This window comes from Streptomyces vietnamensis (assembly GCF_000830005.1).
Classification (GTDB): domain Bacteria; phylum Actinomycetota; class Actinomycetes; order Streptomycetales; family Streptomycetaceae; genus Streptomyces; species Streptomyces vietnamensis.
On the sequence record NZ_CP010407.1, the window covers coordinates 5,574,064 to 5,596,394 of the forward strand.

Sequence of the window (22,331 nt, forward strand, 5' to 3'; positions counted from 1 at the left end):
GGGGCGGCCGCCACGGCGACCGCCCCCTCCGCCATGCCCTAGGCCAGCCGCGCCAGCGTGCCCTTGAGCAGCTCCACCACCGACGTGTCGGCCACACCCGCCACGTCCTCGTACGCGAACCAGCGCAGGTCCAGCGACTCCTCGCTGATCTCCGCCACCGCGTCCGCCGGGGCGAGCGCCGCGTACTGCACGTCCAGGTGCCAGTGGCACGGCGCCGGGATCGGATGCCGGTCGAGGCGCACCGGGCCGCCCGGCAGCAGCGTCAGACCCGCGATGCCGGACTCCTCGGTCGCCTCGCGCAGCGCCGCCTCCTCCACCGTCGCGTCCCCCGGCTCGCAGTGGCCGCCCATCTGCAGCCACATGCCCAGCTTCTTGTGCAGGGTCAGCAGCACGCGCCCGCGTGAAGGGTCGATCACCAGCGCGCTGGAGGTCAGATGCCCGGCCCCGCAGGGCTTGTACATGCCGTCCGGGTGCTCGGCGAGATGGTCCAGGTAGACATCGCGGAGCTCCGGCTGGTCCTCGTACCCCTTCAGGACGAGGACCGCGTCGTCGTGCAGGCTCACTTCTGGGTGTCCCCGTCCTCCGGGCTCTCGCCGCTCTCGCCCTTGGCCGCCTCGCCGAGCATCTTGTCCAGCTCGGAGAAGTCCAGGTGCTCGCGGTGCACGAAGCCGTCGGGGTCGTCCAGGTCGGTCGCCGTCGGCAGCATGTCCGGGTGCTCCCACAGACCGTCCCGGCCGTCGACCCCGCGCGCGTCGGTGAGCGAGGCCCACAGGCGCGCCGCGTCCCGCAGCCGCCGCGGACGCAGCTCCAGACCGATCAGCGTCGCGAAGGTCTGCTCGGCCGGACCGCCCGAGGCCCGGCGCCGGCGCAGCGTCTCGCGCAGCGCGTCCGCCGAGGTCAGACGAGACTTGGCGGCCTCGTGGACCACCGCGTCCACCCAGCCCTCGACCAGCGCGAGCGCCGTCTCCAGACGGGCCAGGGCCGCCTTCTGCTCCGGGGTGTCCTCCGGCTGGAACATGCCCTGCTGGAGCGCCTCCTGCAGCTGCTCCGGATGCGTCGGGTCGAGCTGACCCACCGCCTCCTCCAGCTTCGAGGTGTCGACCTTGATCCCGCGCGCGTACCCCTCGACCGCACCGAACAGGTGCGCCCGCAGCCACGGCACGTGCGCGAAGAGACGCTGGTGCGCGGCCTCGCGCAGGGCCAGGTAGAGCCGCACCTCGTCCGAGGGCACGCCCAGGTCCTTGCCGAAGGCCTCGATGTTCAGCGGCAGCAGCGCGGCACGCCCGGCCGGGCCCAGCGGCAGACCGACGTCCGTCGAACCGACGACCTCACCGGCCAGCGCGCCCACGGCCTGCCCGATCTGCTGGCCGAACATGGCGCCGCCCATCGAGCGCATCATGCCGATCAGCGGGCCGGCCATGGCCTGCATCTCCTCCGGCAGGACGTCGCCCATCGCCGAACCGACCCGCTCGGCGACCGGGTCCACCAGCTGCTGCCACGCCGGCAGCGTCGCCTCGACCCACTCCGCGCGGCTCCACGCCACGGCCGTGCCCGCACCCGAGGGCAGCGAGGTGACCTGGTCCAGCCACAGGTCGGCGAGGCGCACGGCCTCCTCGACCGCCGACTTCTCGGCCGGGCCCACGCTGGCGTCCTTGACGCCGTCGGCGGTGCCCTGGGCCACCACCTGGCGGGCGATCTGCTTGGCCATGTCCCAGTTCACGGGACCGCCCTCGTAGCTCAGCATCTGCCCGAGCTGCTGGAAGGCCGCGCCCAGATCGTTGGGGTTCAGGGAGCCGAACATCGCGGCGAACGGATTGTCCGCGCCACCGGGACCGCCCATGCCGGGCAGCCCGCCGAAGCCGAACGGGTTCGCGCCGAACGGGTTGCCGCCGGACCCCTGGCCACCTCCGGCGGGGTCCTTCTTCTTGCCCTCGTCGCCGTTCTCCGGCTCCTCCGGCGGAAGGCCGAATCCGAATGGGGTGTCACTCACAGGTTTCCTCGGCTCGTAGGGCCGCCGGCCTCCTGCCGACGGCGACTGCCCGACCAGGGCCTGTCCAGACAGGCCCCGCACACCACCAGCGTAGACATCCGGGCCGGAAATGGGCTCGGTGCTCCGCCGGGCCGTGCCCTGCGGCAGGATGGACGCCACCTGGTCCGTACGCGTCATGCGCGTGCGTACTGAAGACAACCGCTGGAGACGCCCGGTGAGTTCCCCAGATCCACAGGTTCGCGGAGCGCGAAACCCCTCAAGCCGGTCCGCCGTGCGCGGCCCCGTCGTCGCGGTCACCGGTGCCGCCTCCGGCGTCGGTGACCTGCTGACCAGGCGCCTCGCCGCCTCCGAGGAGATCAAGCGGGTCGTCGCCATCGACGAGCGCCGGGGCGAGGTCGCCGAGGCGCAGTGGCACATCCTCGACGTGCGCGACCCGGCGATCGCCGAGAAGCTGCGCGGCGCGGACGTCGTCGTGCACCTCGCCGTCGACCTCGACCTGGAGACCGACCCCGCCGCCCGGACGGCCTACAACGTGCGCGGCACCCAGACCGTCCTGACCGCCGCCGCGGCGGCCGGGGTCCACCGGGTGGTGCTCTGCACCTCCGCGATGGTCTACGGCGCCCTGCCCGACAACGACATCCCGCTCTCCGAGGACGCCGAGCTCAGGGCGACGGCGGAGGCCACTGGCGTCGGCGACATGCTGGAGATCGAGCGCCTCGGCCGCCGCGCCCCCCGCGCCCACCCCGGCCTCCACGTCACGGTCGTCCGCCCCGCCGTCCTCGTGGGCGGTACGGACACGGCGCTGACCCGATACTTCGAGTCGCCCCGGCTGCTCGTCGTCGCCGGTTCCCGGCCCACCTGGCAGTTCTGCCACGTCGAGGACCTGGTGAGCGCCCTGGAGTACGCGGCCCTGGAGAAGGTCGACGGGGAGTTCGCCGTCGGCTGCGAGGGCTGGCTGGAGCAGGAGGAGGTCGAGGAGCTCTCCGGGATCCGGCGCATGGAGCTGCCCTCCGCGGTCGCCCTCGGCACGGCGGCCCGCCTCCACCGGATCGGGCTCACCCCGTCCCCGGCGGGCGACCTCGCCTACACCATGCACCCCTGGGTGGTGAGCGTCGGACGGCTGCACGACGCCGGCTGGCGCCCGAAGTGGACGAACGAGGAGGTCCTCGCCGCGCTCCTGGAGGAGGTCGAGGGCCGCCACACGGTCGCAGGCCGCCGCCTGGGCCGCAAGGACGCGACGGCGGCCGGCGCGGCCGGCGCGACGGTGGCGCTGCTCGGCACGGCGGCCCTGGTCCGGCAGATGCGGAAGCGGCGCGGCCTGTAGGAGGGGCGGTGGGGGACGGCTTGTAGGACCCTCCTACGGAGGGTCCCGTCCACAGGTCGAAAGGTCCCTTACCGGATGTCGGAGCCGTACGGCACCATGGGCGCATGGCGCAGACGCACGACCACCCCGGCGAGCAGGCCGCGGACGACCCGATCAAGCTGCTCGCGATCCGTGACACCCCGCTCTCGGTCGACGAGGTCTTCCGGGCCGTCGGAGACGACGCCGCCGGCGGCACCACCCTCTTCGTCGGCACCGTCCGCAACCACGACGGCGGCGCGGACGTCGACGCGCTGGGCTACTCCTGCCACCCGACCGCCGAGGCGGAGCTGCGCAGGGTCGCCGAGAAGGTCGTCGCGAACTACCCGGTCCGCGCCCTGGCCGCCGTCCACCGCGTCGGTGACCTGCGCGTCGGCGACCTCGCGGTCGTCGTCGCCGTCTCCTGCCCCCACCGCGGCGAGGCCTTCGAGGCCTGCCGCAAGCTCATCGACGACCTCAAGCACGAGGTCCCCATCTGGAAGCACCAGACCTTCTCGGACGGCACCGAGGAATGGGTTGGCGCTTGCTGAGGCGGGCAAGGCGACGCGCCGACAGGGCGTAGTCGAACGCCCGATTTGCGTAACCGGGCCCCAGGCGGGAGCGTTGGGATCACAGATGACAGTCTGCTGATCAACTCACTGGGGATGGGAGGTCGGGATGGCAGCGCTGGCCTGGTTGCTGATTCCGCTTTTCGCAGTCGTCGGCGCGGCGATATGGGGAAGCTGGGCTTCGAGGAACAAGACCATAGGTGACGTGGCCGAACTCGCCGGCTACGCACGTTTCCGGGACGCCATGGAGCGGGCCCACGTCACCACCGCCGATTCCGTTCGTCCGGAGCGCGAACCGGCCGCGACGGCCACCGCCACCACCTCGCCGTCCGGCTGACGCGGGCCGCCTCGTACGGACCGCCTCGTACGGACCGCCCCAGGGGTGCACCCACAGGCGAGTCCCGTACTGTCGTTCCATGCCACGCCGCACCGCGACGATGCTCGCCTCCACCCTGGTCCTGATCTGTCTGCTCATCGCGGGCGTCCTGATCCCGGTGCCGTACGCGGAGATGAGCCCCGGTCCCACGGTCAACACCCTCGGCGAGGCCAGGGGAGAACCCGTCCTCCAGATCTCGGGACACAAGACCTACCCGACCGACGGTCACCTCAACATGACGACGGTCCGCGTCACCAGCGCGGACTACAAGATGAACGCCGTCGAGGCCGTCTACGGATGGCTCGCCCACGACAACGTGGTGGTGCCGCACGACACCCTCTACCCGGACGGGAAGACCGAGGAGGAGTCGAGCCAGGAGAACGCCGAGGAGTTCAGCCAGTCCCAGGAGAGCGCCAAGGTGGCGGCCCTCGGGGAGCTGGGCATCCCGGTGGTCGCCCGGGTCGTCGTCGGCACCGTCGTCAAGGGCGCCCCGGCCGAGGGCAAGCTGCACGCCGGGGACGTCATCAAGGCCGTCGACGGCGTCCCGATCAAGGAGCAGGCCGACGTCGCCAAGCAGGTGACGAAGCGGAAGCCCGGCCAGGACGTCGAGTTCACGATCGTCCCCGCCAAGGAGGCGGCCGCCGCCGAGAAGGCCCACAAGGAGCCCACCGTCACCCGGAAGGTGGTCATCAGGACCACGACTTCAGAAGAGGGCGACCGGGCCGTCGTCGGCATCCAGGCAGGCACCGACCACGTCTTCCCGTTCACGATCGACATCAACCTGGCCGACGTCGGCGGCCCCAGCGCCGGTCTGATGTTCGCCCTCGGCATCGTCGACAAGCTCACCCCGGAGAGCCTCACCGAGGGCCGGTTCATCGCCGGCACCGGCACCATCGACGACAAGGGCGAGGTCGGCCCGATCGGCGGCATCGAGATGAAGCTGGTCGGCGCGCGCAACGCCGGTGCCGAGTACTTCCTCACCCCGGCCGACAACTGCGAGGCGGCCGCCGCGGACACGCCCGCCGGGCTCACCCTGATCAAGGTGAACACCATCGACGACGCCACGAAGTCGCTGGAGAAGCTCCGCAAGGGCGACACGAAGGCGCTGCCGAGCTGCTCGAAGAGCTGAGGGTACGGAAAGACGCCGAAGGGGCGCCGGGTCGTGTCGACCGGGCGCCCCTTTCCGTACGTACGGGCTCTCATTTCCGTACGTACGGGCTCTCAGCTCTCGAAGGTCGCCGCCAGTGCCTCGGCGAGGCCCGGCACCAGGTCGGGGCCGGTCAGCACCTCGGTCGGGGAGTCCTTCTCGCGCAGCCGGATCGCCGCCTCGCGCTTGCCGTCCCGCAGCACCGCCACGGTCATCCGGACCTCCTGGCGGTCCGGGTGCCCGGCGACCCACTTGGCGAGCTGCTTCTCGTTCAGGCCCTGGGGGACCTGGGCCTCGGCCGAGGGGGGCAGCATGAGCCGCTCCACGGTCAGGGCGCAGCCGGCGACGGCGTCGGGCCAGGCGATCGTGCCGAGGAACTCGTCGAGGGCCTTGCCGCGCGGCAGCTTGTCCTGCTCGATCGGGGTGTAGGCGGTGGCGTCGTCGCCCAGGCCGAGCTGGGAGGCGAGCTTGGGCTCCTGGGCGCGCAGCTTCGCGGTGTCGACCAGGGCGAACAGGCGGGCGGGCTGGTCCCAGCCGAGGCCCGAGGCGTACTCGTCGATCTCGAGCACCGCGCGGGTGAGGGGGCTCGCGGCCATGGCCGGGCCGGAGGGGGAAAGGTTGGACATGACCAATATCCTGCCTCCTCTTCCCCGGAAGTCGGGAACTAGGTAAAGCCTCAGTAAGTTGCATCAGTGGGCTCTACGATCGCGGGGCCTGCTTTCAGACGCATCAACATCGAGGGGCGCACGTTGGCTTTCCAGATGCCGGACCGTGGCCAAGGCCCGTCCGGGCCGAGGGTGAGAGTCGGCCGGCCGTCCCGGCGGGCCCGCACCCTGCTCATGACACTCGGGGTGCTGGCCGTCCTCGCCATGGCGTTCGTGATGTTCGCCGGGTTCTGGACGGACTGGCTCTGGTACCGCTCGGTCGAGTACTCGTCCGTGTTCACCACCACCCTGTGGACCAAGATCGGGCTCTTCCTGGTCTTCGGCCTGCTGATGGGGCTCGCCGTCGGCTTCAACATCTGGCTGGCGTACCGGCTGCGGCCGCCGCTCAGCGCGATGTCCCTCGAGCAGCAGAGCCTCGACCGGTACCGGATGGGCCTGGCCCCGTTCAAGAAGTGGGTGCTGCTCGCGGTCACGGCCCTGGTGGCCCTGATCGCCGGCGCCTCCGCGTCCGGCCAGTGGCGCACCTGGCTCATGTGGGTCAACGGGGTGAAGTTCGGTCAGAAGGACCCGCAGTTCGACCTCGACGTGTCGTTCTACGCCTTCGACCTGCCCTGGTACCGCTTCCTCCTCGCGTTCGGCTTCGCCGCCGCCGTCCTGTCGCTGATCGCCGCCGCGCTCACGCACTACCTGTACGGCGGGCTGCGGATCACCAGCCCGGGCGCGCGTGCCACCGCCGCGGCCACCGGCCACCTCTCGGTGCTGCTCGGCCTCTTCGTCGCGCTCAAGGCCGTCGCGTACTGGCTCGACCGGTACGGCCTGGCGGTGAAGTCCAGCGACTTCAAGGCCACCGGCAACTGGACGGGCCTGCGGTACGTCGACGCCAACGCGTTCCTGCCGGCGAAGACCATCCTGTTCTGCATCGCCGTCATCTGCGCGCTGCTGTTCTTCGCGACGATCTGGCGCCGCACCTGGCAGCTGCCGGTGATCGGCTTCGGCCTGATGGTCCTCTCCGCGATCCTGATCGGCGGCCTGTACCCGGCCATCGTGCAGAAGTTCCAGGTCCAGCCGAACGAGCAGGCCAAGGAAGCGCCGTACATCCAGAAGAACATCGACGCGACCCGCAAGGCGTACGCGATCGACGGGACGAAGGCCGAGAACTACTCGGGCAAGTCGACGGTCAAGGCCAAGGACAAGCTGCGGGCGGACTCCGACACGGCCGCGAGCTACCGCCTCCTCGACCCGAACATCGTGTCGCCGACGTTCCAGCAGCTGGAGCAGAAGCGGAAGTACTACCAGTTCCCGACGACCCTGGACGTGGACCGCTACAAGGGCAAGGACACCGTCGTCGGTCTGCGCGAGCTCAACATCAAGGGCATCCCGAAGCGGAACTGGATCAACGACCACTTCACCTACACCCACGGCTACGGCGCGATCCTGGCCTCGGGCACCCAGACGGACGCCAACGGCTCCCCGGTCTTCACCGAGTCCGGACTGCCGACGACCGGCTCCCTCGGCACGTACCAGCAGCGGATCTACTACGGCGAGAAGACCGACCAGTACTCGATCGTGGGCGGCCCGCAGAAGGAGCTGGACTACGAGGAGAACGGCGAGAAGACCACCAGCTACAAGGAGAAGAGCGGCGTCAGCCTCTCCAACACCTTCAACCGGGCCGCGTACGCGGTGGCCTTCAGCGAGCCGCAGATCCTCTACTCGGGAGCCATCGGCGACGGCTCGCGGATCCTCTACAACCGCACGCCCAAGGAGCGCGTCGAGGCGGTCGCGCCCTGGCTGACCATCGACGGCGACGCCTATCCGGCGGTCGTCGACGGCCGGATCCAGTGGATCGTCGACGCCTACACGACGACCAACGGCTACCCGTACGCCTCGCGCACCACGCTCGGCGACACCACGGCCGACTCGCTGACCGTCGGCAACCAGCAGCGCACGGTCGTCGCCCAGCAGAACCAGGTCAACTACATCCGCAACTCGGTGAAGGCCACCGTCGACGCCTACGACGGCACGGTGAAGCTCTACGAGTGGGACACCCAGGACCCGGTCCTCAAGACCTGGATGAAGGCCTTCCCCGACACGGTCAGGCCGAAGTCAGAGATCAAGGGCGACCTGCTCGCGCACCTGCGCTACCCGCAGGACATGTTCAAGGTCCAGCGCGAGCTGCTGACCCGCTATCACGTCACCGACCCCGCGCAGTTCTACAGCGGCTCGGACGCCTGGCAGGTGCCGGACGACCCGACCAACAAGGACGGCAACGCGGTCCCGCCGTACTACCTGAGCATGAAGATGCCCGGGGACACGGCGCAGCGCTTCTCGCTGACGACGACGTTCACGCCGAACGGGCGGCCCAACCTGGGCGCCTTCATGGCGGTCGACGCCGACGCCACCAGCAAGGAGTACGGCCGGCTGAGACTGCTGCGGGTCACCTCGGACGTGCCGGGCCCGGCCCAGGTGCAGAGCAAGCTCAACGGCCTGCCCTCCGTGGCCACCTTCGTCCGGGACATGAAGGGCGCCGACTCGGACATCCAGTACGGCAACCTGCTGACCGTGCCGCTCGACGGCGGGTTCCTGTACGTGGAGCCGGTCTACGCCCAGGGACGCAACGCGCTCTACCCGCTCCTGAAGAAGGTCGCGGTGTCGTACGTGGACGCGGACCAGCCGGACGGTGACACGACCAAGGACACCACGGTGTTCGAGGACACCCTCACCCAGGCGCTCAACGCGGTCTTCGGGGTGGAGGCGCCCACCGCGCCGACGACCCCGCCGGGCACCACGCAGCCGCCGGGCACGACCCAGCCGCCGGCTTCGAACGACGCCGCCCTGAAGCAGGCCATCGCCGACGCCCAGAAGGCGTACGACGCGGGCCAGGCCGCTCTGCAGAAGGGCGACTGGACCGCGTACGGCAAGGCCCAGGAGGACCTCCAGGCGGCGCTCCAGCGGGCCGCGGACGCCGAGGCGAAGCTCAAGACCCCGGGATCAGGCGGCTGACCTGAGCTTTTCCGATTTCCCCGCTCCGCGTCGTGATACTGTGGTTTCACCGACGCGGGGTGGAGCAGCTCGGTAGCTCGCTGGGCTCATAACCCAGAGGTCGCAGGTTCAAATCCTGTCCCCGCTACTCAGGACAAGGGCCCGGATCCATAAGGATCCGGGCCCTTGTCGTGTGTCGACGTGCCGGGGGGTGCCGAAGAGCGGTAGGGAAGGGGCGAGTTGGCGTGAGTCGTGTTTGACTTGTCTCTCTGTGGGCATGTCGACAAAACGCTGAGTGACCTCACTGGCTGCGGTATACCAGGTGTGCTCGGGTTGCGGGTGGTGCGACGATGGTATTTATGGGGGACAGGGCAACTCTGTTGGAGACAGGGCGGTTTGTGCAGCGGCACGCCAGAAACGCCGCAGACGAGATCATCGAGGCCGTAGCGGTAGGGGCCGTCGATGTGGCCGTCGACACCACCGCCGAGACCGACGCCGAGAACGAGACCGAGACCGAGGCCCGGCACCGGCGGGCCGCCGAGCGGGGCGACGTCGCCTCGATGAGCGCCCTCGGCGCGCTACTGCTGCGCCGCGGAGACCTCGACGGCGCCGAGCCGTACCTGCGGGGCGCCACCGCCGAGGGGGACCGGGCCGCCGCCAACAACCTGGGCGTCCTGCTCCACCAGCGGGGGTACGCCGACGAGGCGGCCGGCTGGTGGCGGGTCGCCGCCGTCGCCGGCTCCGCCCCCGCCGCCCACGCACTCGGCCGCCACCACCGAGAGCGCGGCGACGAGCCGGCCGCCGAGTACTGGCTGCGCCAGGCCGCCGAGCAGGGCCACGCCCTCGGCGCGTACGCCCTCGCCGACCTCCTGGAGCACCGCAGCGACGTCGGCGCCGAGCGCTGGCTGCGCGCCGCCGCCGAACAGGGCCACCGCGAGGCCGCCTACCGCCTCGCCCTCGCCCTGGAGCGCCGCGCCACCGAGACCACCCGCGGACCGCACGAGACCGGCACCCGGCTCCGGGTCCCCGGCGCCGGGGCGATCGTGCCCTCCGGCGCGGCCGCGACCGGAACCGCCGTCCCCCCGCAGCCGGGCGGCGAGCCCGCGGGAGCGGCCGCCGAGGCCGAGCAGTGGTTCCGGCAGGCCGCCGCGCGCGGCCACCGGCGGGCCGCGTTCCACCTCGGCGCGATCCTGGAGCACCGCGGCGAGCTCAAGGAGGCCGGCCGCTGGTACCTCAGCTCCGCCAAGGAGGGCGAGGCGAAGGCCGCCTGCGCGCTCGCCTTCCTGCTCCGCGACGCGGGCGACGAGGAGAGCGCCGCCGTGTGGTGGCTCCGGGCCGCCCAGGACGGCGACGGCAACGCCGCCAACGCGCTGGGCGCCCTGCACGCCGCCCGGGGCGAGCAGCAGACCGCCGAGCGCTGGTACCGGGCCGCCATGGACGCCGGCGACGTGAACGGCGCCTACAACCTCGGGCTGCTCTGCGCCGCCCAGGACCGCATCCCGCAGGCCGAGCAGTGGTACCGGCGCGCCGCCTACGCGGGCCACCGCGAGGCCGCCAACGCGCTCGCCGTGCTGCTCCTCCAGGCCGGCGACGCCAACGGTGCCGAGCCCTGGTTCTCCAAGGCCGCCGAGGCCGGCAGCGTGGACGCCGCCTTCAACCTGGGCATCCTCCACGCGGGCCGCGGCGACGACCGCACGGCCCTCGTCTGGTACGAGCGGGCCGCGGCCGCCGGACACACCGAGGCCGCCCTCCAGGTCGGCATCGCCGCCCTCCGCGACGGCGACGAGCAGACCGCCGAGCGGCACCTGCGGTGCGCGGCCGGCGGCGGCAGCGCCGAGGCCGCCTTCCGGCTCGCCTCGGTGCTCGACGCCCGCCGCCCCGAGCCCGGCCCCGCCGTGCTCGGCGCGCCCCGCGAGGAGAAGTCCGAGTGCGAGGAGTGGTACGAGCGGGCCGCCCAGCAGGGCCACCGGCGCGCCCAGGTGCGGGTCGGGATGCTCGCCGCCGGGCGCGGCGACCTCGCCGAGGCCGACCGCTGGTACCGCGAGGCCGCCGAGGCGGGCAGCCGCAACGGCGCCTTCAACCTCGGGCTGCTCCTCGCCCGTGAGGGCAGCGAGCGGGAGGCCGCCCTCTGGTGGACCCGGGCGGCCCGGGCCGGCCACGGGCGCGCCGCGCTCCGGCTCGCGCTGCTCGCGGCGCGCCGGGGCGAGCTCACCGAGGGGCGTCGCTGGTGCGACCGCGCGGTGGAGCTGGGCCCGGCGGAGGTCGCCGAGCGGGCGGCCCGGCTGAGCGAGGCGCTGCACCAGGAGCTGACGGCGTAGCGGGGGCACCGGGGGTTAACGGATTTGCGCTGGTGACGGGGGTCCCGTAAGGTTAGGTTCACCGACGCGGGGTGGAGCAGCTCGGTAGCTCGCTGGGCTCATAACCCAGAGGTCGCAGGTTCAAATCCTGTCCCCGCTACTCAGTAGCAAACGAAGGCCCGGATCCTCTGGATCCGGGCCTTCGTCGTTGATGCACGACGATACGCGGCGATGCACGACCGGCGTGATCAGGACACGAAGAAGCCCCCGCCGGAGCGGGGGCTTCTTCCGTGGGTCGTCAGGCCGTCGCGGCGCAGCTCGGGCAGATGCCCCGGTACGTGACCTCGACGTTCGAGATCGTGAAGCCGAAGCGCTCGGTGTCCGGGAGGTCCGCCAGCGGGTCGCCGGCCGGGTGCACGTCGCGGATCGCGCCGCAGCGGCCGCAGACCAGGTGTTGGTGGGGCCGGTGGGCGTTGGGGTCGTACCGCTTGGCGCGTCCGTCGGTGGCGACCTCGATGACCTCGCCGAGGGTGACCATCTCGCCCAGCGTGTTGTACACGGTCGCGCGCGAGATCTCGGGCAGCTTCGCCACCGCGCGCGCGTGGACCTCGTCTGCGGTCAGGTGCACGTGGTCCCCGTCGAGGACCTCGGCCACGACGCGCCGCTGCGCGGTCATGCGCCAGCCGCGTCCGCGCAGTCGTTCCAACAGGTCACTCATGAGGGCCAGCCTAACAGCCGGGGAGTCGGCTCCCGAACGGGTGTGACTTTGGATTCTTGCTTGACTTAGACAATGTCCATTGTAGGATCGAGTTCGACCATGGCCAAGATCCCATGCGGGGGCTCGGCCGGGGGACAGGACACGCTGGACATGACCCGGGAGGCGCACGTGACGCAGGGACCGCTCACCACGGAGGCCGGGGCTCCCGTCGCCGACAACCAGAACAGCGAGACCGCGGGCATCGGCGGTCCGGTCCTCGTCCAGGACCAGCTCCTCCTGGAGAAGCTCGCCCACTTCAACCGCGAGCGCATCCCGGAGCGCGTGGTCCACGCGCGCGGTGCGGGCGCCTACGGCACCTTCACCCTGACCCGTGACGTCTCGCAGTGGACGCGCGCGAAGTTCCTCTCCGAGGTCGGCAAGGAGACCGAGACCTTCCTGCGCTTCTCCACCGTCGCGGGCAACCTCGGCGCGGCGGACGCGGTGCGCGACCCCCGCGGCTGGGCGCTGAAGTTCTACACCGAGGAGGGCAACTACGACCTCGTCGGCAACAACACCCCGGTGTTCTTCATCAGGGACGCCATCAAGTTCCCCGACTTCATCCACACCCAGAAGCGTGACCCGTACACGGGCTCGCAGGAGCCGGACAACGTCTGGGACTTCTGGGGCCTCTCCCCGGAGTCGACCCACCAGGTCACCTGGCTCTTCGGCGACCGCGGCATCCCCGCCTCGTACCGCCACATGAACGGCTACGGCTCGCACACGTTCCAGTGGAACAACGAGGCCGGCGAGGTCTTCTGGGTCAAGTACCACTTCAAGACCGACCAGGGCATCAAGAACCTCACCCAGGACGAGGCCAACCGCCTCGCCGGCGAGGACCCCGACTCCCACCAGCGCGACCTGCGCGAGGCCATCGAGCGCGGCGACTTCCCGAGCTGGACCGTGCAGGTCCAGATCATGCCCGCGGCCGACGCGGCGAACTACCGCTTCAACCCCTTCGACCTCACCAAGGTGTGGCCGCACGAGGACTACCCGCCGATCGAGATCGGCAAGCTGGAGCTCAACCGCAACCCGGAGAACATCTTCGCCGAGGTCGAGCAGTCGATCTTCAGCCCCGCGCACTTCGTGCCGGGCATCGGCCCCTCCCCGGACAAGATGCTCCAGGGCCGTCTCTTCGCGTACGGCGACGCCCACCGCTACCGCGTCGGCATCAACGCCGACCACCTGCCGGTGAACCGCCCGCACGCCACCGAGGCACGCACCCACGCGCGGGACGGCTTCCTCTACGACGGCCGGCACAAGGGCGCGAAGAACTACGAGCCGAACAGCTTCGGCGGCCCGCACCAGACGGACCGGCCGCTCTGGGTCGGCTCCGCGGTCACCGGCACGACCGGCGACCACGCCGCCCCCTCGCACGCCGAGGACGACGACTTCGTGCAGGCGGGCAACCTCTACCGCCTGATGTCCGAGGCCGAGAAGGGCCGCCTCGTCGAGAACCTGGCCGGCTTCATCGCCAAGGTCTCGCGCGACGACATCGCCGAGCGGGCGATCGAGAACTTCCGCAAGGCGGACGGTGACTTCGGCAAGCGGCTGGAGGCCGCGGTCCAGGCCCTTCGCGGCTGAGGGCGCTTGCCGTAGGAAGAGGGCGGGCCGGACTTCCGTGGGGGGAGACCGGCCCGCCCTCGCGTCAGCTCGCGACGCTGTGCACCGGGATCCAGCAGCGGATGATGTCGCGTACGGAGACGATGCCGACGGGGCCCCGGTCGTCGAGGACGACGAGGTGACGGAAGCCGCCGCGGGTCATCGCCTCGGCCGCCTCCGCCAGGGTCCAGGACGGTGCGGCGAAGACGACGTCACGGGTGGTGTGGGAGCCGGCGGTCTCCCGGTCGGGGTCCTGGTCCCGGGCGAGGGAGTTGAGGATGTCGCGCTCGGTGAGGATGCCGAGTCCGCCGGCGTCGGTGTCGAGGACGACGGCCGCGCCGACGCGGCGCGCCGCCATCAGCCGGGCCGCCTGCCGGAGGGTGTGGGCGGGGCCGATGGTGAGGATCACGGTGCTCATGGCGTCACGGACGAGCATGGACGGAGCCACCTCCTTGGTGAACCGTTCCCGCCTTCAACGAGAACCAATTCACAAGTTCACAAGCGGGGGGACTCTCAGAGTTGCACCGGGGAGGTGGGTCGACAAGGGGGCGCGCGAGGCGCCCCCGGGGAGTGACGAGAGCGCTCAGCCCTGTGCGCTCTCCTGGTTCAGGTAGCTCAGCAGCTCGCCGTGGAGCAGACCGTTCGACGCCGCCGCGTTCCCGCTGTGCGGGCCGTGCCGCCCGTCCAGACCCGTGTACGTGCCGCCGGCCTCCTGGACCACGATCGCGACCGCGGCCATGTCCCACAGCGACAGCTCCGGCTCCGCGCAGATGTCCACGGAACCCTCCGCGACCATCATGTACGGCCAGAAGTCGCCGTACGCCCGGGTCCGCCAGCACGCGCGCGTGAGGTCGAGGAAACCGTCGAGGCGGCCCCGCTCCTCCCAGCCGCTCAGCGAGGAGTACGCGAACGAGGCGTCCTCCAGGCGGCCGACCTTCGACACGCCGATCCGGCTCGCCGAGGCCAGGCTGCGGCCCGTGTACGCGCCGAGGCCCTTCGCCGCCCACCAGCGCCGGCCGAGCGCCGGGGCGGACACCACGCCCACCACCGGCTGGAACCCGGTCTCCCCGGCCTCCATCAGTGCGATCAGGGTCGCCCAGACCGGCACTCCGCGCACATAGTTCTTCGTGCCGTCGATCGGGTCGATCACCCAGCGGCGCGGGCCCGAGCCCTCCACGCCGAACTCCTCGCCGAGGATCGCGTCGCGCGGCCTGGCGCGCTGGAGCTGCCCGCGGATCAGCTCCTCCGCCGCCTTGTCGGCCTCGCTCACCGGAGTCATGTCCGGCTTCGTCTCGACCTTGAGGTCGAGCGCCTGGAATCGGTCCATGGTGGCCGCGTCGGCGGCATCCGCGAGGACGTGGGCGAGACGCAGATCATCGTGGTAGTCGGCCATGGTCGGCACTCTATCCCCGAGCCGAGAGCGCGCGCGGAACCGTCCACCGCTGCCGCCCGCGACGGTCCGTACGAGCCCCTTGACAGGGGGTGGGCGCCTGCCGAGGCTGAGCGGAGAACCGTTCCCTCCCGGAGGTGAGGATGGCGAACGCCCGCGAGGCCCTGCTCGACGCCGCGCTCGCCGCGCTCGCGCACCGCCCCTGGTCCGCCGTGCGGATGGCCGACCTCGCCGCCTCCGCCCGGGTCTCCCGGCAGACCCTCTACAACGAGTTCGGCTCCAAGGAGGGCCTGGCCCGCGCCCTCGTACGGAGGGAGGCCGACGCCTACCTCCAGGGCGTCCGGACCCTGCTCGCCGCCCCCGCCCCGCCCGAACGGAACCTCGTCGCCGTCGCCGAGTGGATCGTCGCCCGCGCCGCCGTCCGCCCGATGCTGCGGGCCCTGCTCACCGGCGCCTGGAACGAGTGGCTGCCCCAGCCCCGGCCGGTCCGCCCCGGCGCCCGGCTCGCCCCCGTCCCCGCCCAGCGGCGCGCCGACGCCGGGCCGCCCGCGCCCGGCGAGCTCGTGGCGGAGACCGCGGCCTGCGCGGGGGAGCAGTGGGCGGCCGGCTGCGAACTCGCCGTACGGATCGCCCTCAGCCACGTCGTCGCACCGGCCCTGCCGGTGACCCCTCAGTGCGCCGAGCCGGACAGCTGGAGTCCGATGACCCCCACGATCACCAGGCTGATGGAGACGATCTTGAGCGTGGAGACCAGGTCGCCGAGGAAGACCATGCCGTAGATCGCCGTCCCGGCCGCGCCGATCCCCGTCCACACCGCGTACGCCGGACCCACGTCCAGCTTCCGCAGCGCGAGGGTGAGCAGACCGAAGCTGCCCAGGGCGAAGGCCGCGAAGGCGATCGTCGGCCACAGCCGGGTGAAACCGTGCGAGAGCTTCAGGCAGACCGCGAACCCCGTCTCCAGGATCCCCGCGATCACCACCAGCAGCCACGCCATCGTCAGTGCCTCCCACGCCGTCGGTGACTGCTTCGTCGCACTTGGTGCGATTATGCACTTACCGGCAGCGAGCGGGCGTAAACGCAGGGGGCTCAGTCGGGCGTAAACGCCAAGGGCGCAGTCGCTCAGGGCTCAGGCGCCCTCGCGCCTCAGTAGCCCTCGCGCCTCAGTAGCCCTCGCCTCTCAGTCGCCCTCGCGTCGCTCCCGGGTGGCGAGCAGTCGCCGCAGCGAGATCAGCCGCGCCGGATCGGCGTGCCCCTCCGCCACCCACGCGTCGAGCGCGCAGTCCGGCTCGTCGTGGCTGCAGGCGCGCGGGCAGTGCTCCGTACCCGGTTCCAGGTCGGGGAAGGCGTGGATGACGCGGGACGGGTCGACGTGGTGCAGACCGAAGGAGCGCACGCCCGGGGTGTCGATGACCCAGCCGCCCTCCTTGGCGTTCAGCGGCAGCGCGAGCGCCGAGGTGGTGGTGTGCCGGCCGCGGCCCGTGACCGCGTTGACCACACCCGTGGTGCGTCGCCGCTCCGGCGGGACCAGGGCGTTCACCAGGGTCGTCTTGCCGACGCCGGAGTGGCCGACGAAGGCGGTGGTCCGGCCCTTGAGGTGCTCGTGGACCCGCTCGGCGGCGACCCCGTCGACGAACTCCTCGCGCGTGGTGACCACGTACGGCACGCCGAGCGCGCCGTACATCTCCAGAAGCGGCTCCGGCGAGGCCAGGTCCGACTTGGTCAGGACGAGCAGCGGGGAGAGCCCGCCGTCGTACGCCGCCACCAGACAGCGGTCGATCAGCCGGGGACGCGGCTCGGGGTCGGCGAGCGCGGTGACGATCGCCAGCTGGTCGGCATTGGCGACGACCACCCGCTCGTACGGGTCGTCGTCGTCGGCCGTGCGCCGGAGCACCGAGCTGCGCTCGCCGATCCGCACGATCCGGGCCAGCGTGTCCTTCTCGCCGGAGAGGTCGCCGACGAGGGAGACCCGGTCGCCGACGACGGCGGCCTTGCGGCCGAGCTCGCGCGCCTTCATCGCGGTCACGGTCCGGTCGTCGACCAGGCAGGTCAGCCGGCCCCGGTCGACGGTGAGGACCATGCCCTCGACGGCGTCCTCGTGCTTGGGACGGATGCTGGTGCGGGGACGGGTGCCCTTGCGGTTGGGCCGCTGGCGGATGTCGTCCTCGTCGGTGTGCTTGCCGTAGCGCCGCATGATCAGACCCCGAGCATTTCGGTCCACATCGTCGGGAAGTCCGGCAAGGTCTTCGCCGTCGTCGCCACGTCCTCGATCTCCACGCCCTCGACGGCGAGACCGATGATCGCGCCCGCCGTCGCCATGCGGTGGTCGTGGTACGTGTGGAAGACGCCGCCGTGCAGCGGGCGCGGGCGGATGTGGAGACCGTCCTCGGTCTCGGTCACGTCGCCGCCCAGCTCGTTGATCTCCTTGGTGAGCGCCGCGAGCCGGTCCGTCTCGTGCAGCCGCAGATGGGCGACCCCGCGCAGGGTCGAGGGGGAGTCGGCGAGGGCCGCGACCGCCGCGATGCCGGGGGTCAGCTCGCCGACCTCGCCCAGGTCGACGTCGATGCCGTGGATCCGGCCCGTACCGGTGAAGGTCAGGCCCGCGTCGGTGAGCTCGCAGGAACCACCCATCTCGGTGAAGATCCGGCGCAGCTCGTCGCCCGGCTGGGTGGTCCGCTCCGGCCAGTCCGGGATCGTCACCCGGCCGCCGGTCACCAGGGCCGCCGCCAGGAACGGCTGCGCGTTCGACAGGTCGGGCTCGACGACCAGGTCCCGGCCGCGCAGCGCGGAGGGCGCCACCCGCCACACGTTCGGCTCGCCGCCGTGCTCCGGCTCGTCGACCCGGGCGCCGACCGCGCGCAGCATGTCGACCGTCATCCGGATGTGCGGGAGCGAGGGGAGCCGGCTGCCCACGTGCCGTACCTCGACGCCCTGGTTGAAGCGGGGCGCGGAGAGCAGCAGGGCGCTGACGAACTGGGAGGACGAGGAGGCGTCGATCTCGACCGTGCCGCCGTCCAGACCGCCCGCGCCGTGCACGGTCATCGGCAGCGCGCCCCGGCGCTCGTCGTCGATCCGGGCGCCGAGCGCGCGCAGCGCGTCGATCACGCCGTGCAGCGGGCGCTCGTGGGAGCGGGGGTCGCCGTCGAAGCGCACCGGGCCGTCGGCGAGCGCCGCGACCGGGGGCAGGAAGCGCATGACCGTGCCCGCGTTGCCGACGTCGACGGTCGCGGGGCCGCGCAGCGGCGAGGGGATGATCCGCCAGGCCTCGCCGGTGCCGTCCGGGCCGACGCCCTCCTCGATCTTCACGCCGAGGGTACGGAGCCCCTCGGCCATCAGGAGGGTGTCGCGGGAGCGCAGCGGCCGGCGCAGCCAGCCGGGCTCGGCGGCGATCGCGGCGAGGACCAGGGCGCGGTTGGTGACCGACTTCGATCCGGGCACGGTGACGGTCGCGTCGACGGCGCCGCTCGCATACGGGGCGGGCCAGAGGTCGGTGGGCGGGTCGGTGTGCGCGGAAGCTGCTGCGGTCATGGACTCACTGTACGGGGGAGTCAGATGCCCAGGAGCCAGCGCCCGCCGCCGATCAGGGCGGATATCGCGACCGTGTGGAAGAACAGGAGCCACACCCCGGCGGGCACGTGGGTGAGCCGCGAGAGCTGGTCCGCGTCCGAGTCGGGCGCGCCGCCGTGGCGCCGCTTCGCCTGGAGCTCGAAGGCCGGGCGGACACCGCCGAACAGCAGGAACCAGACCACCGCGTACGCGAACACGGACTGGACGTCGGGGCCGGTCAGCCAGGAGACGAGGACGAAGGCGGCGCCCGTCAGGACGACGGTGAGGACCCCGTACGCGTTGCGGACCATCACGAGCAGCGCGAGCAGCAGGGCGGTCGCGATCCACAGCAGCAGGGTGACGTGCCCGGTGCCGAGCAGGGCGGCGCCGCCGAGCCCGAGCAGCGGGGCCGCCGGATAGCCGGCGGCGAGGGTGAGGACCACGCCGAGGCCGGTCGGGCGGCCCCGGGTCACGGTCAGCCCGCTGGTGTCCGAGTGCAGCCGGATCGCCTCCAGGCGACGGTTGCAGGCGAGGGCGACGAGCCCGTGGCCGCCCTCGTGGGCGATGGTGATCGCGTTGCGGGCCGGGAGCCAGAGCCGCCGGAACACGACCAGGCTCAGCGCGCAGACGGCCGTGGCGTAGACGATCCACTCGGTGGGAGCGGGCTGGGTGCCGAGGATCTCGGTCATTTCGCGGACGGCTCCTCGGTCGTGATCAGAAGGGGTTGGTGCATCGCACCATCGTTGAGGGGTGGGGGCGGGAGACGGGTGGGAACGTGGCAGTGTGGCACGCATGTGCGGACGGTTTGCATCGAGTCGGCGGCCCGAGGACCTCGTCGAGGCCTTCGGGATCGAGAAGTGGGAGCCGGAGGAGGCCCTGGCCCCCGACTGGAACGTGGCCCCGACCAAGGAGGTCTGGGCCGTTCTGGAGCGTCCTCTGAAAGACGCCGGATCCCGGCGGCCGGTTCGCCAGCTGCGCGCGCTGAGATGGGGGCTCGTCCCGTCCTGGGCGAAGTCGCCCGAGGGCGCCGCCCGGATGATCAACGCGCGCGCGGAGACCGTCGACGAGAAGCCCTCCTTCAAGCGCGCCTTCCAGTCCCGCCGGTGCATCCTGCCCGCCGACGGCTACTACGAGTGGGTGACCGGGACCGCCGAACGCGACCTGGAGGTCGAGGGGAAGAAGAAGCGGGCCCGCAAGCAGCCGTACTTCGTGACCCCGGCGGACGGCTCCGTCTTCGCGATGGCCGGGCTCTACGAGTTCTGGCGGGACGGCACCCTGCCGCCCGAGCACCCCGCCGCGTGGTGGGTGACCTGCTCGGTGGTCACCACCGAGGCCGAGACCGGCCCGCTCGGCGTCGCCCCCGCAGAGGGCCCGCGCTCGCTCGCCGAGATCCACCCCCGGATGCCGCTGATGCTGACCGAGGACCGCTGGGACGCCTGGCTCGACCCGGCGCGCACCGACCCCGAGGAGCTGCGCGGGCTGCTCGCCCCGCCGCCGGGCGGCCTGATGCGGGCCTACCCGGTCGCCACCGCCGTCAGCAACGTCCGCAACAACGGCCCCGAGCTCCTGGCCGAGCTCGACGGCCCGGAAGTCGGCACGCTCTTCTGACTCCCCGGGCCCGCGGGCGGCAGGATTCCGACCCTCGGGCCCGCGGGCGGCAGGATTCCGACCTCCGGGCCCGCGGGGCGGCAGGATGGGGACGTGACACAGTACGAAACCGTTTCCACCGACGCCGGTGAGGCACGCATCACCTGGTACGCGGGCACGAAGCCGTGGGCCGTCCTCGCCCTCGGGCACGGCGCCGGCGGCGGCGTCGAGGCCCGCGACCTCCAGGCCCTCGCCGCGGCACTGCCCGCGCACGGCGTGACCGTCGCCCTCGTCGAGCAGCCCTGGCGGGTCGCCGGCAAGAAGGTCGCGCCCGCGCCGAAGACCCTCGACGCCGGCTGGCGCGGCCTCTGGCCGAACCTCGCGAAGCCCGGCCTCCCGGTGATCGCGGGCGGCCGCAGCGCCGGCGCCCGGGTCGCCTGCCGCACCGGCCGGGAGCTCGGCGCGCTCGCCGTCCTCGCGCTGAGCTTCCCGCTCCACCCGCCGGGCAAGCCCGAGAAGACCCGTGCCGAGGAGCTCCTCGGCACCGGGCTCCCCACGCTCGTCGTCCAGGGCGGCAACGACCCCTTCGGGCGGCCCGAGGAGTTCCCGGAAGGCCCGTACGGCCTCGTCGAGGTCCCGTACGGGGACCACGGCTTCGCCGTAGCCAAGCGCGCGCCGCTGACCCAGGACGAGGCCCTCGCCGGTCTCGTCGACGGCGTCACCGAGTGGATCTCCGCCCTCCGCTGACGTACGCCCCCCGCCCCCGGGAATGTTGAGCGAGGGACCACTGTTGTGGAGAACGTCGGTGTGAGAGCAAGGAAGAGGGAGTCCGTCGTATGGGTATGACCATCTGCCCGGAGCGCGCGCAGGCCGCTGACCTCGACTGGACAGTGCTGCCCGCGCCCAGGAGCGCCCCGATTCGGGCGGCGGGCGGAGTGCTTCCTCGTCTATCCTCCGAAACGAGCGGGTCCGCCCTCGGGCTCGCCGCCGCGCTGGAGGAGGTGGGTCCGGTCACTGGGACCGACACAGGGACCGACGACGGCCCCGAGGAGACGACCGAGGAGCGCAACGCGCGCTTCGAGCGGGACGCCCTCGGCTACCTCGACCAGATGTACTCGGCCGCGCTCCGCATGACGCGCAACCCCGCGGACGCGGAGGACCTGGTGCAGGAGACCTACGCCAAGGCGTACGGATCCTTCCACCAGTTCCGCGAGGGCACGAACCTCAAGGCCTGGCTCTACCGCATCCTCACCAACACCTTCATCAACTCCTACCGCAAGAAGCAGCGTGAGCCCCAGCGCAGCGCCGCCGAGGAGATCGAGGACTGGCAGCTCGCCCGCGCCGAGTCGCACATGTCGACCGGTCTGCGCTCCGCCGAGTCGCAGGCGCTCGACCACCTTCCCGACTCCGACGTGAAGGAAGCGCTCCAGGCGATTCCCGAGGAGTTCCGCATCGCCGTCTATCTCGCCGATGTCGAGGGCTTTGCGTACAAGGAGATCGCGGACATCATGGGGACACCCATCGGTACGGTGATGTCCCGACTGCACCGGGGCCGCCGCCAGCTGCGCGGCATGCTCGAGGACTACGCTCGCGACCGCGGGCTGGTTCCCGCGGGCGCCGGAGAGTCGTCGAACGATCTGAAAGGCTCGGGCTCATGAGCTGCGGAGAGCCGCACGAGACGGATTGCTCAGAGGTCCTGGACCATCTCTACGAGTTCCTCGACCATGAGATGCCCGACAGTGACTGCACCAAGTTCGAGGTGCACTTCGAGGAGTGCTCCCCGTGCCTGGAGAAGTACGGCCTGGAGCAGGCGGTGAAGAAGCTCGTCAAGCGCTGCTGCGGCAGTGACGACGTCCCCACCGACCTGCGCGCCAAGGTCATGGGCCGGATCGACCTGATCCGCGCCGGACACCTGGTGCCCGAGCAGGACATCACGGTGGCCGCCCCGCAGACGCCCGCCCCGCAGGAGTAACCGCAGGAGCGAGGGCAGGGGCAGCCGCAGGAGCAACACTCCTTCCCGTACAGCCGTATCAGGGGAGCGACAGGCCGCCGCGACGCGTTCGCGGCGGCCTCGCGCATATATCAGCTTGTAT

Annotated in this window: 22 protein-coding genes and 2 tRNA genes; 14 read left to right on the forward strand and 10 right to left on the reverse strand. The window is 71.8% G+C overall.

Features of this window, described 5'->3' with window-relative positions:
• Positions 1-38 precede the first annotated feature (38 nt).
• Positions 39-563 (reverse strand): NUDIX hydrolase, encoded by a 525-nt coding sequence (locus SVTN_RS25180; RefSeq protein ID WP_041131146.1) that lies wholly within the window; start codon positions 561-563, stop codon positions 39-41.
• Positions 560-1,990, reverse strand: coding sequence for a zinc-dependent metalloprotease (locus SVTN_RS25185; RefSeq protein ID WP_041131147.1), 1,431 nt, complete (start codon positions 1,988-1,990; stop codon positions 560-562). The genes SVTN_RS25180 and SVTN_RS25185 overlap by 4 nt, the downstream gene beginning before the upstream one ends.
• Before the next feature lie 214 nt (positions 1,991-2,204).
• On the opposite strand from SVTN_RS25185, the gene SVTN_RS25190 reads away from it, so the two are divergent.
• From SVTN_RS25190 to SVTN_RS25200, 4 genes are all read left to right on the forward strand, one after another.
• Entirely contained in the window at positions 2,205-3,314 is a 1,110-nt protein-coding gene (locus tag SVTN_RS25190) for an SDR family oxidoreductase (RefSeq protein ID WP_041134234.1), read from the forward strand.
• Positions 3,315-3,418: 104 nt separating this feature from the next.
• Positions 3,419-3,880 carry a molybdenum cofactor biosynthesis protein MoaE gene (locus SVTN_RS25195; RefSeq protein WP_041131148.1) on the forward strand — a complete coding sequence of 154 codons (462 nt, stop codon included), beginning with the start codon at positions 3,419-3,421 and terminating at the stop codon, positions 3,878-3,880.
• 127 nt (positions 3,881-4,007) lie between these two features.
• On the forward strand, positions 4,008-4,235 hold the full coding sequence (locus tag SVTN_RS42375) for a hypothetical protein (protein WP_078908490.1): 228 nt from the start codon (positions 4,008-4,010) through the stop codon (positions 4,233-4,235).
• 79 nt (positions 4,236-4,314) lie between these two features.
• Positions 4,315-5,403 (forward strand): YlbL family protein, encoded by a 1,089-nt coding sequence (locus SVTN_RS25200; RefSeq protein ID WP_041131149.1) that lies wholly within the window; start codon positions 4,315-4,317, stop codon positions 5,401-5,403.
• 92 nt (positions 5,404-5,495) lie between these two features.
• Here the strand turns inward: SVTN_RS25200 and SVTN_RS25205 are convergent, their stop codons facing one another.
• Positions 5,496-6,047: a PPA1309 family protein gene (locus tag SVTN_RS25205; protein WP_041131150.1), complete on the reverse strand. Its 552-nt coding sequence runs from the start codon at positions 6,045-6,047 to the stop codon at positions 5,496-5,498.
• 135 nt (positions 6,048-6,182) lie between these two features.
• Here SVTN_RS25205 and SVTN_RS25210 point away from each other — a divergent pair, with 135 nt between their 5' ends.
• The 4 genes from SVTN_RS25210 to SVTN_RS25225 all read left to right on the forward strand — a co-directional run bounded on the left by SVTN_RS25210 (position 6,183) and on the right by SVTN_RS25225 (position 11,522).
• On the forward strand, positions 6,183-9,086 hold the full coding sequence (locus SVTN_RS25210; RefSeq protein WP_078908491.1) for a UPF0182 family membrane protein: 2,904 nt from the start codon (positions 6,183-6,185) through the stop codon (positions 9,084-9,086).
• A 53-nt stretch (positions 9,087-9,139) separates the two neighbouring features.
• Positions 9,140-9,213 (forward strand) — tRNA-Met (locus SVTN_RS25215).
• Between the two features lie 202 nt (positions 9,214-9,415).
• Positions 9,416-11,383, forward strand: a complete 1,968-nt coding sequence (locus tag SVTN_RS25220; protein ID WP_041131152.1) for a tetratricopeptide repeat protein — start codon at positions 9,416-9,418, stop codon at positions 11,381-11,383.
• A 65-nt stretch (positions 11,384-11,448) separates the two neighbouring features.
• Positions 11,449-11,522, forward strand: a tRNA-Met gene (locus SVTN_RS25225).
• 138 nt (positions 11,523-11,660) lie between these two features.
• On the opposite strand, the gene SVTN_RS25230 is transcribed toward SVTN_RS25225, so the two are convergent.
• Positions 11,661-12,080: a Fur family transcriptional regulator gene (locus tag SVTN_RS25230; RefSeq protein ID WP_041131153.1), complete on the reverse strand. Its 420-nt coding sequence runs from the start codon at positions 12,078-12,080 to the stop codon at positions 11,661-11,663.
• 150 nt (positions 12,081-12,230) lie between these two features.
• Here SVTN_RS25230 and SVTN_RS25235 point away from each other — a divergent pair, with 150 nt between their 5' ends.
• Positions 12,231-13,700, forward strand: coding sequence for a catalase (locus SVTN_RS25235; RefSeq protein WP_041131154.1), 1,470 nt, complete (start codon positions 12,231-12,233; stop codon positions 13,698-13,700).
• 64 nt (positions 13,701-13,764) lie between these two features.
• Here SVTN_RS25235 and SVTN_RS25240 read toward each other — a convergent pair whose 3' ends face one another.
• Together SVTN_RS25240 and hisN are read right to left on the reverse strand one after the other, a co-directional pair.
• Positions 13,765-14,154 (reverse strand): CBS domain-containing protein, encoded by a 390-nt coding sequence (locus SVTN_RS25240; protein WP_041131155.1) that lies wholly within the window; start codon positions 14,152-14,154, stop codon positions 13,765-13,767.
• Positions 14,155-14,301: 147 nt separating this feature from the next.
• A complete protein-coding gene (hisN, locus tag SVTN_RS25245) occupies positions 14,302-15,111 on the reverse strand; it encodes a histidinol-phosphatase (RefSeq protein WP_041134235.1) in 810 nt (269 codons plus the stop codon).
• Positions 15,112-15,251: 140 nt separating this feature from the next.
• On the opposite strand from hisN, the gene SVTN_RS25250 reads away from it, so the two are divergent.
• Positions 15,252-15,887, forward strand: coding sequence for a TetR/AcrR family transcriptional regulator (locus SVTN_RS25250; RefSeq protein WP_041131156.1), 636 nt, complete (start codon positions 15,252-15,254; stop codon positions 15,885-15,887).
• Here the strand turns inward: SVTN_RS25250 and SVTN_RS42380 are convergent.
• The 4 genes from SVTN_RS42380 to SVTN_RS25265 all read right to left on the reverse strand — a co-directional run bounded on the left by SVTN_RS42380 (position 15,779) and on the right by SVTN_RS25265 (position 19,340).
• The gene (locus tag SVTN_RS42380) at positions 15,779-16,102 is read right to left on the reverse strand and encodes a DMT family transporter (protein ID WP_078908492.1); all 324 of its coding nucleotides are present in this window, start codon (positions 16,100-16,102) and stop codon (positions 15,779-15,781) included. The genes SVTN_RS25250 and SVTN_RS42380 overlap by 109 nt on opposite strands.
• Before the next feature lie 183 nt (positions 16,103-16,285).
• Positions 16,286-17,299: a ribosome small subunit-dependent GTPase A gene (gene rsgA / locus SVTN_RS25255; RefSeq protein WP_041131157.1), complete on the reverse strand. Its 1,014-nt coding sequence runs from the start codon at positions 17,297-17,299 to the stop codon at positions 16,286-16,288.
• A gap of 2 nt (positions 17,300-17,301) precedes the next feature.
• Positions 17,302-18,633 (reverse strand): 3-phosphoshikimate 1-carboxyvinyltransferase, encoded by a 1,332-nt coding sequence (gene aroA, locus SVTN_RS25260; RefSeq protein ID WP_041131158.1) that lies wholly within the window; start codon positions 18,631-18,633, stop codon positions 17,302-17,304.
• A gap of 20 nt (positions 18,634-18,653) precedes the next feature.
• Positions 18,654-19,340, reverse strand: a complete 687-nt coding sequence (locus SVTN_RS25265) for a M50 family metallopeptidase (protein WP_041131159.1) — start codon at positions 19,338-19,340, stop codon at positions 18,654-18,656.
• Between the two features lie 103 nt (positions 19,341-19,443).
• Between SVTN_RS25265 and SVTN_RS25270 the strand changes: the two genes are divergently transcribed.
• From SVTN_RS25270 to rsrA, 4 genes are all read left to right on the forward strand, one after another.
• Positions 19,444-20,259, forward strand: coding sequence for an SOS response-associated peptidase (locus tag SVTN_RS25270; protein ID WP_041131160.1), 816 nt, complete (start codon positions 19,444-19,446; stop codon positions 20,257-20,259).
• A gap of 93 nt (positions 20,260-20,352) precedes the next feature.
• Complete coding sequence (locus tag SVTN_RS25275) at positions 20,353-20,985, forward strand: alpha/beta hydrolase family protein (protein WP_041131161.1); 633 nt, start codon at positions 20,353-20,355, stop codon at positions 20,983-20,985.
• 254 nt (positions 20,986-21,239) lie between these two features.
• The gene (locus SVTN_RS25280) at positions 21,240-21,896 is read left to right on the forward strand and encodes a sigma-70 family RNA polymerase sigma factor (RefSeq protein WP_030207302.1); all 657 of its coding nucleotides are present in this window, start codon (positions 21,240-21,242) and stop codon (positions 21,894-21,896) included.
• Positions 21,893-22,210, forward strand: a complete 318-nt coding sequence (rsrA, locus tag SVTN_RS25285) for a mycothiol system anti-sigma-R factor (protein ID WP_041131162.1) — start codon at positions 21,893-21,895, stop codon at positions 22,208-22,210. Before SVTN_RS25280 ends, rsrA begins: the two co-directional genes overlap by 4 nt.
• Positions 22,211-22,331 lie beyond the last annotated feature (121 nt).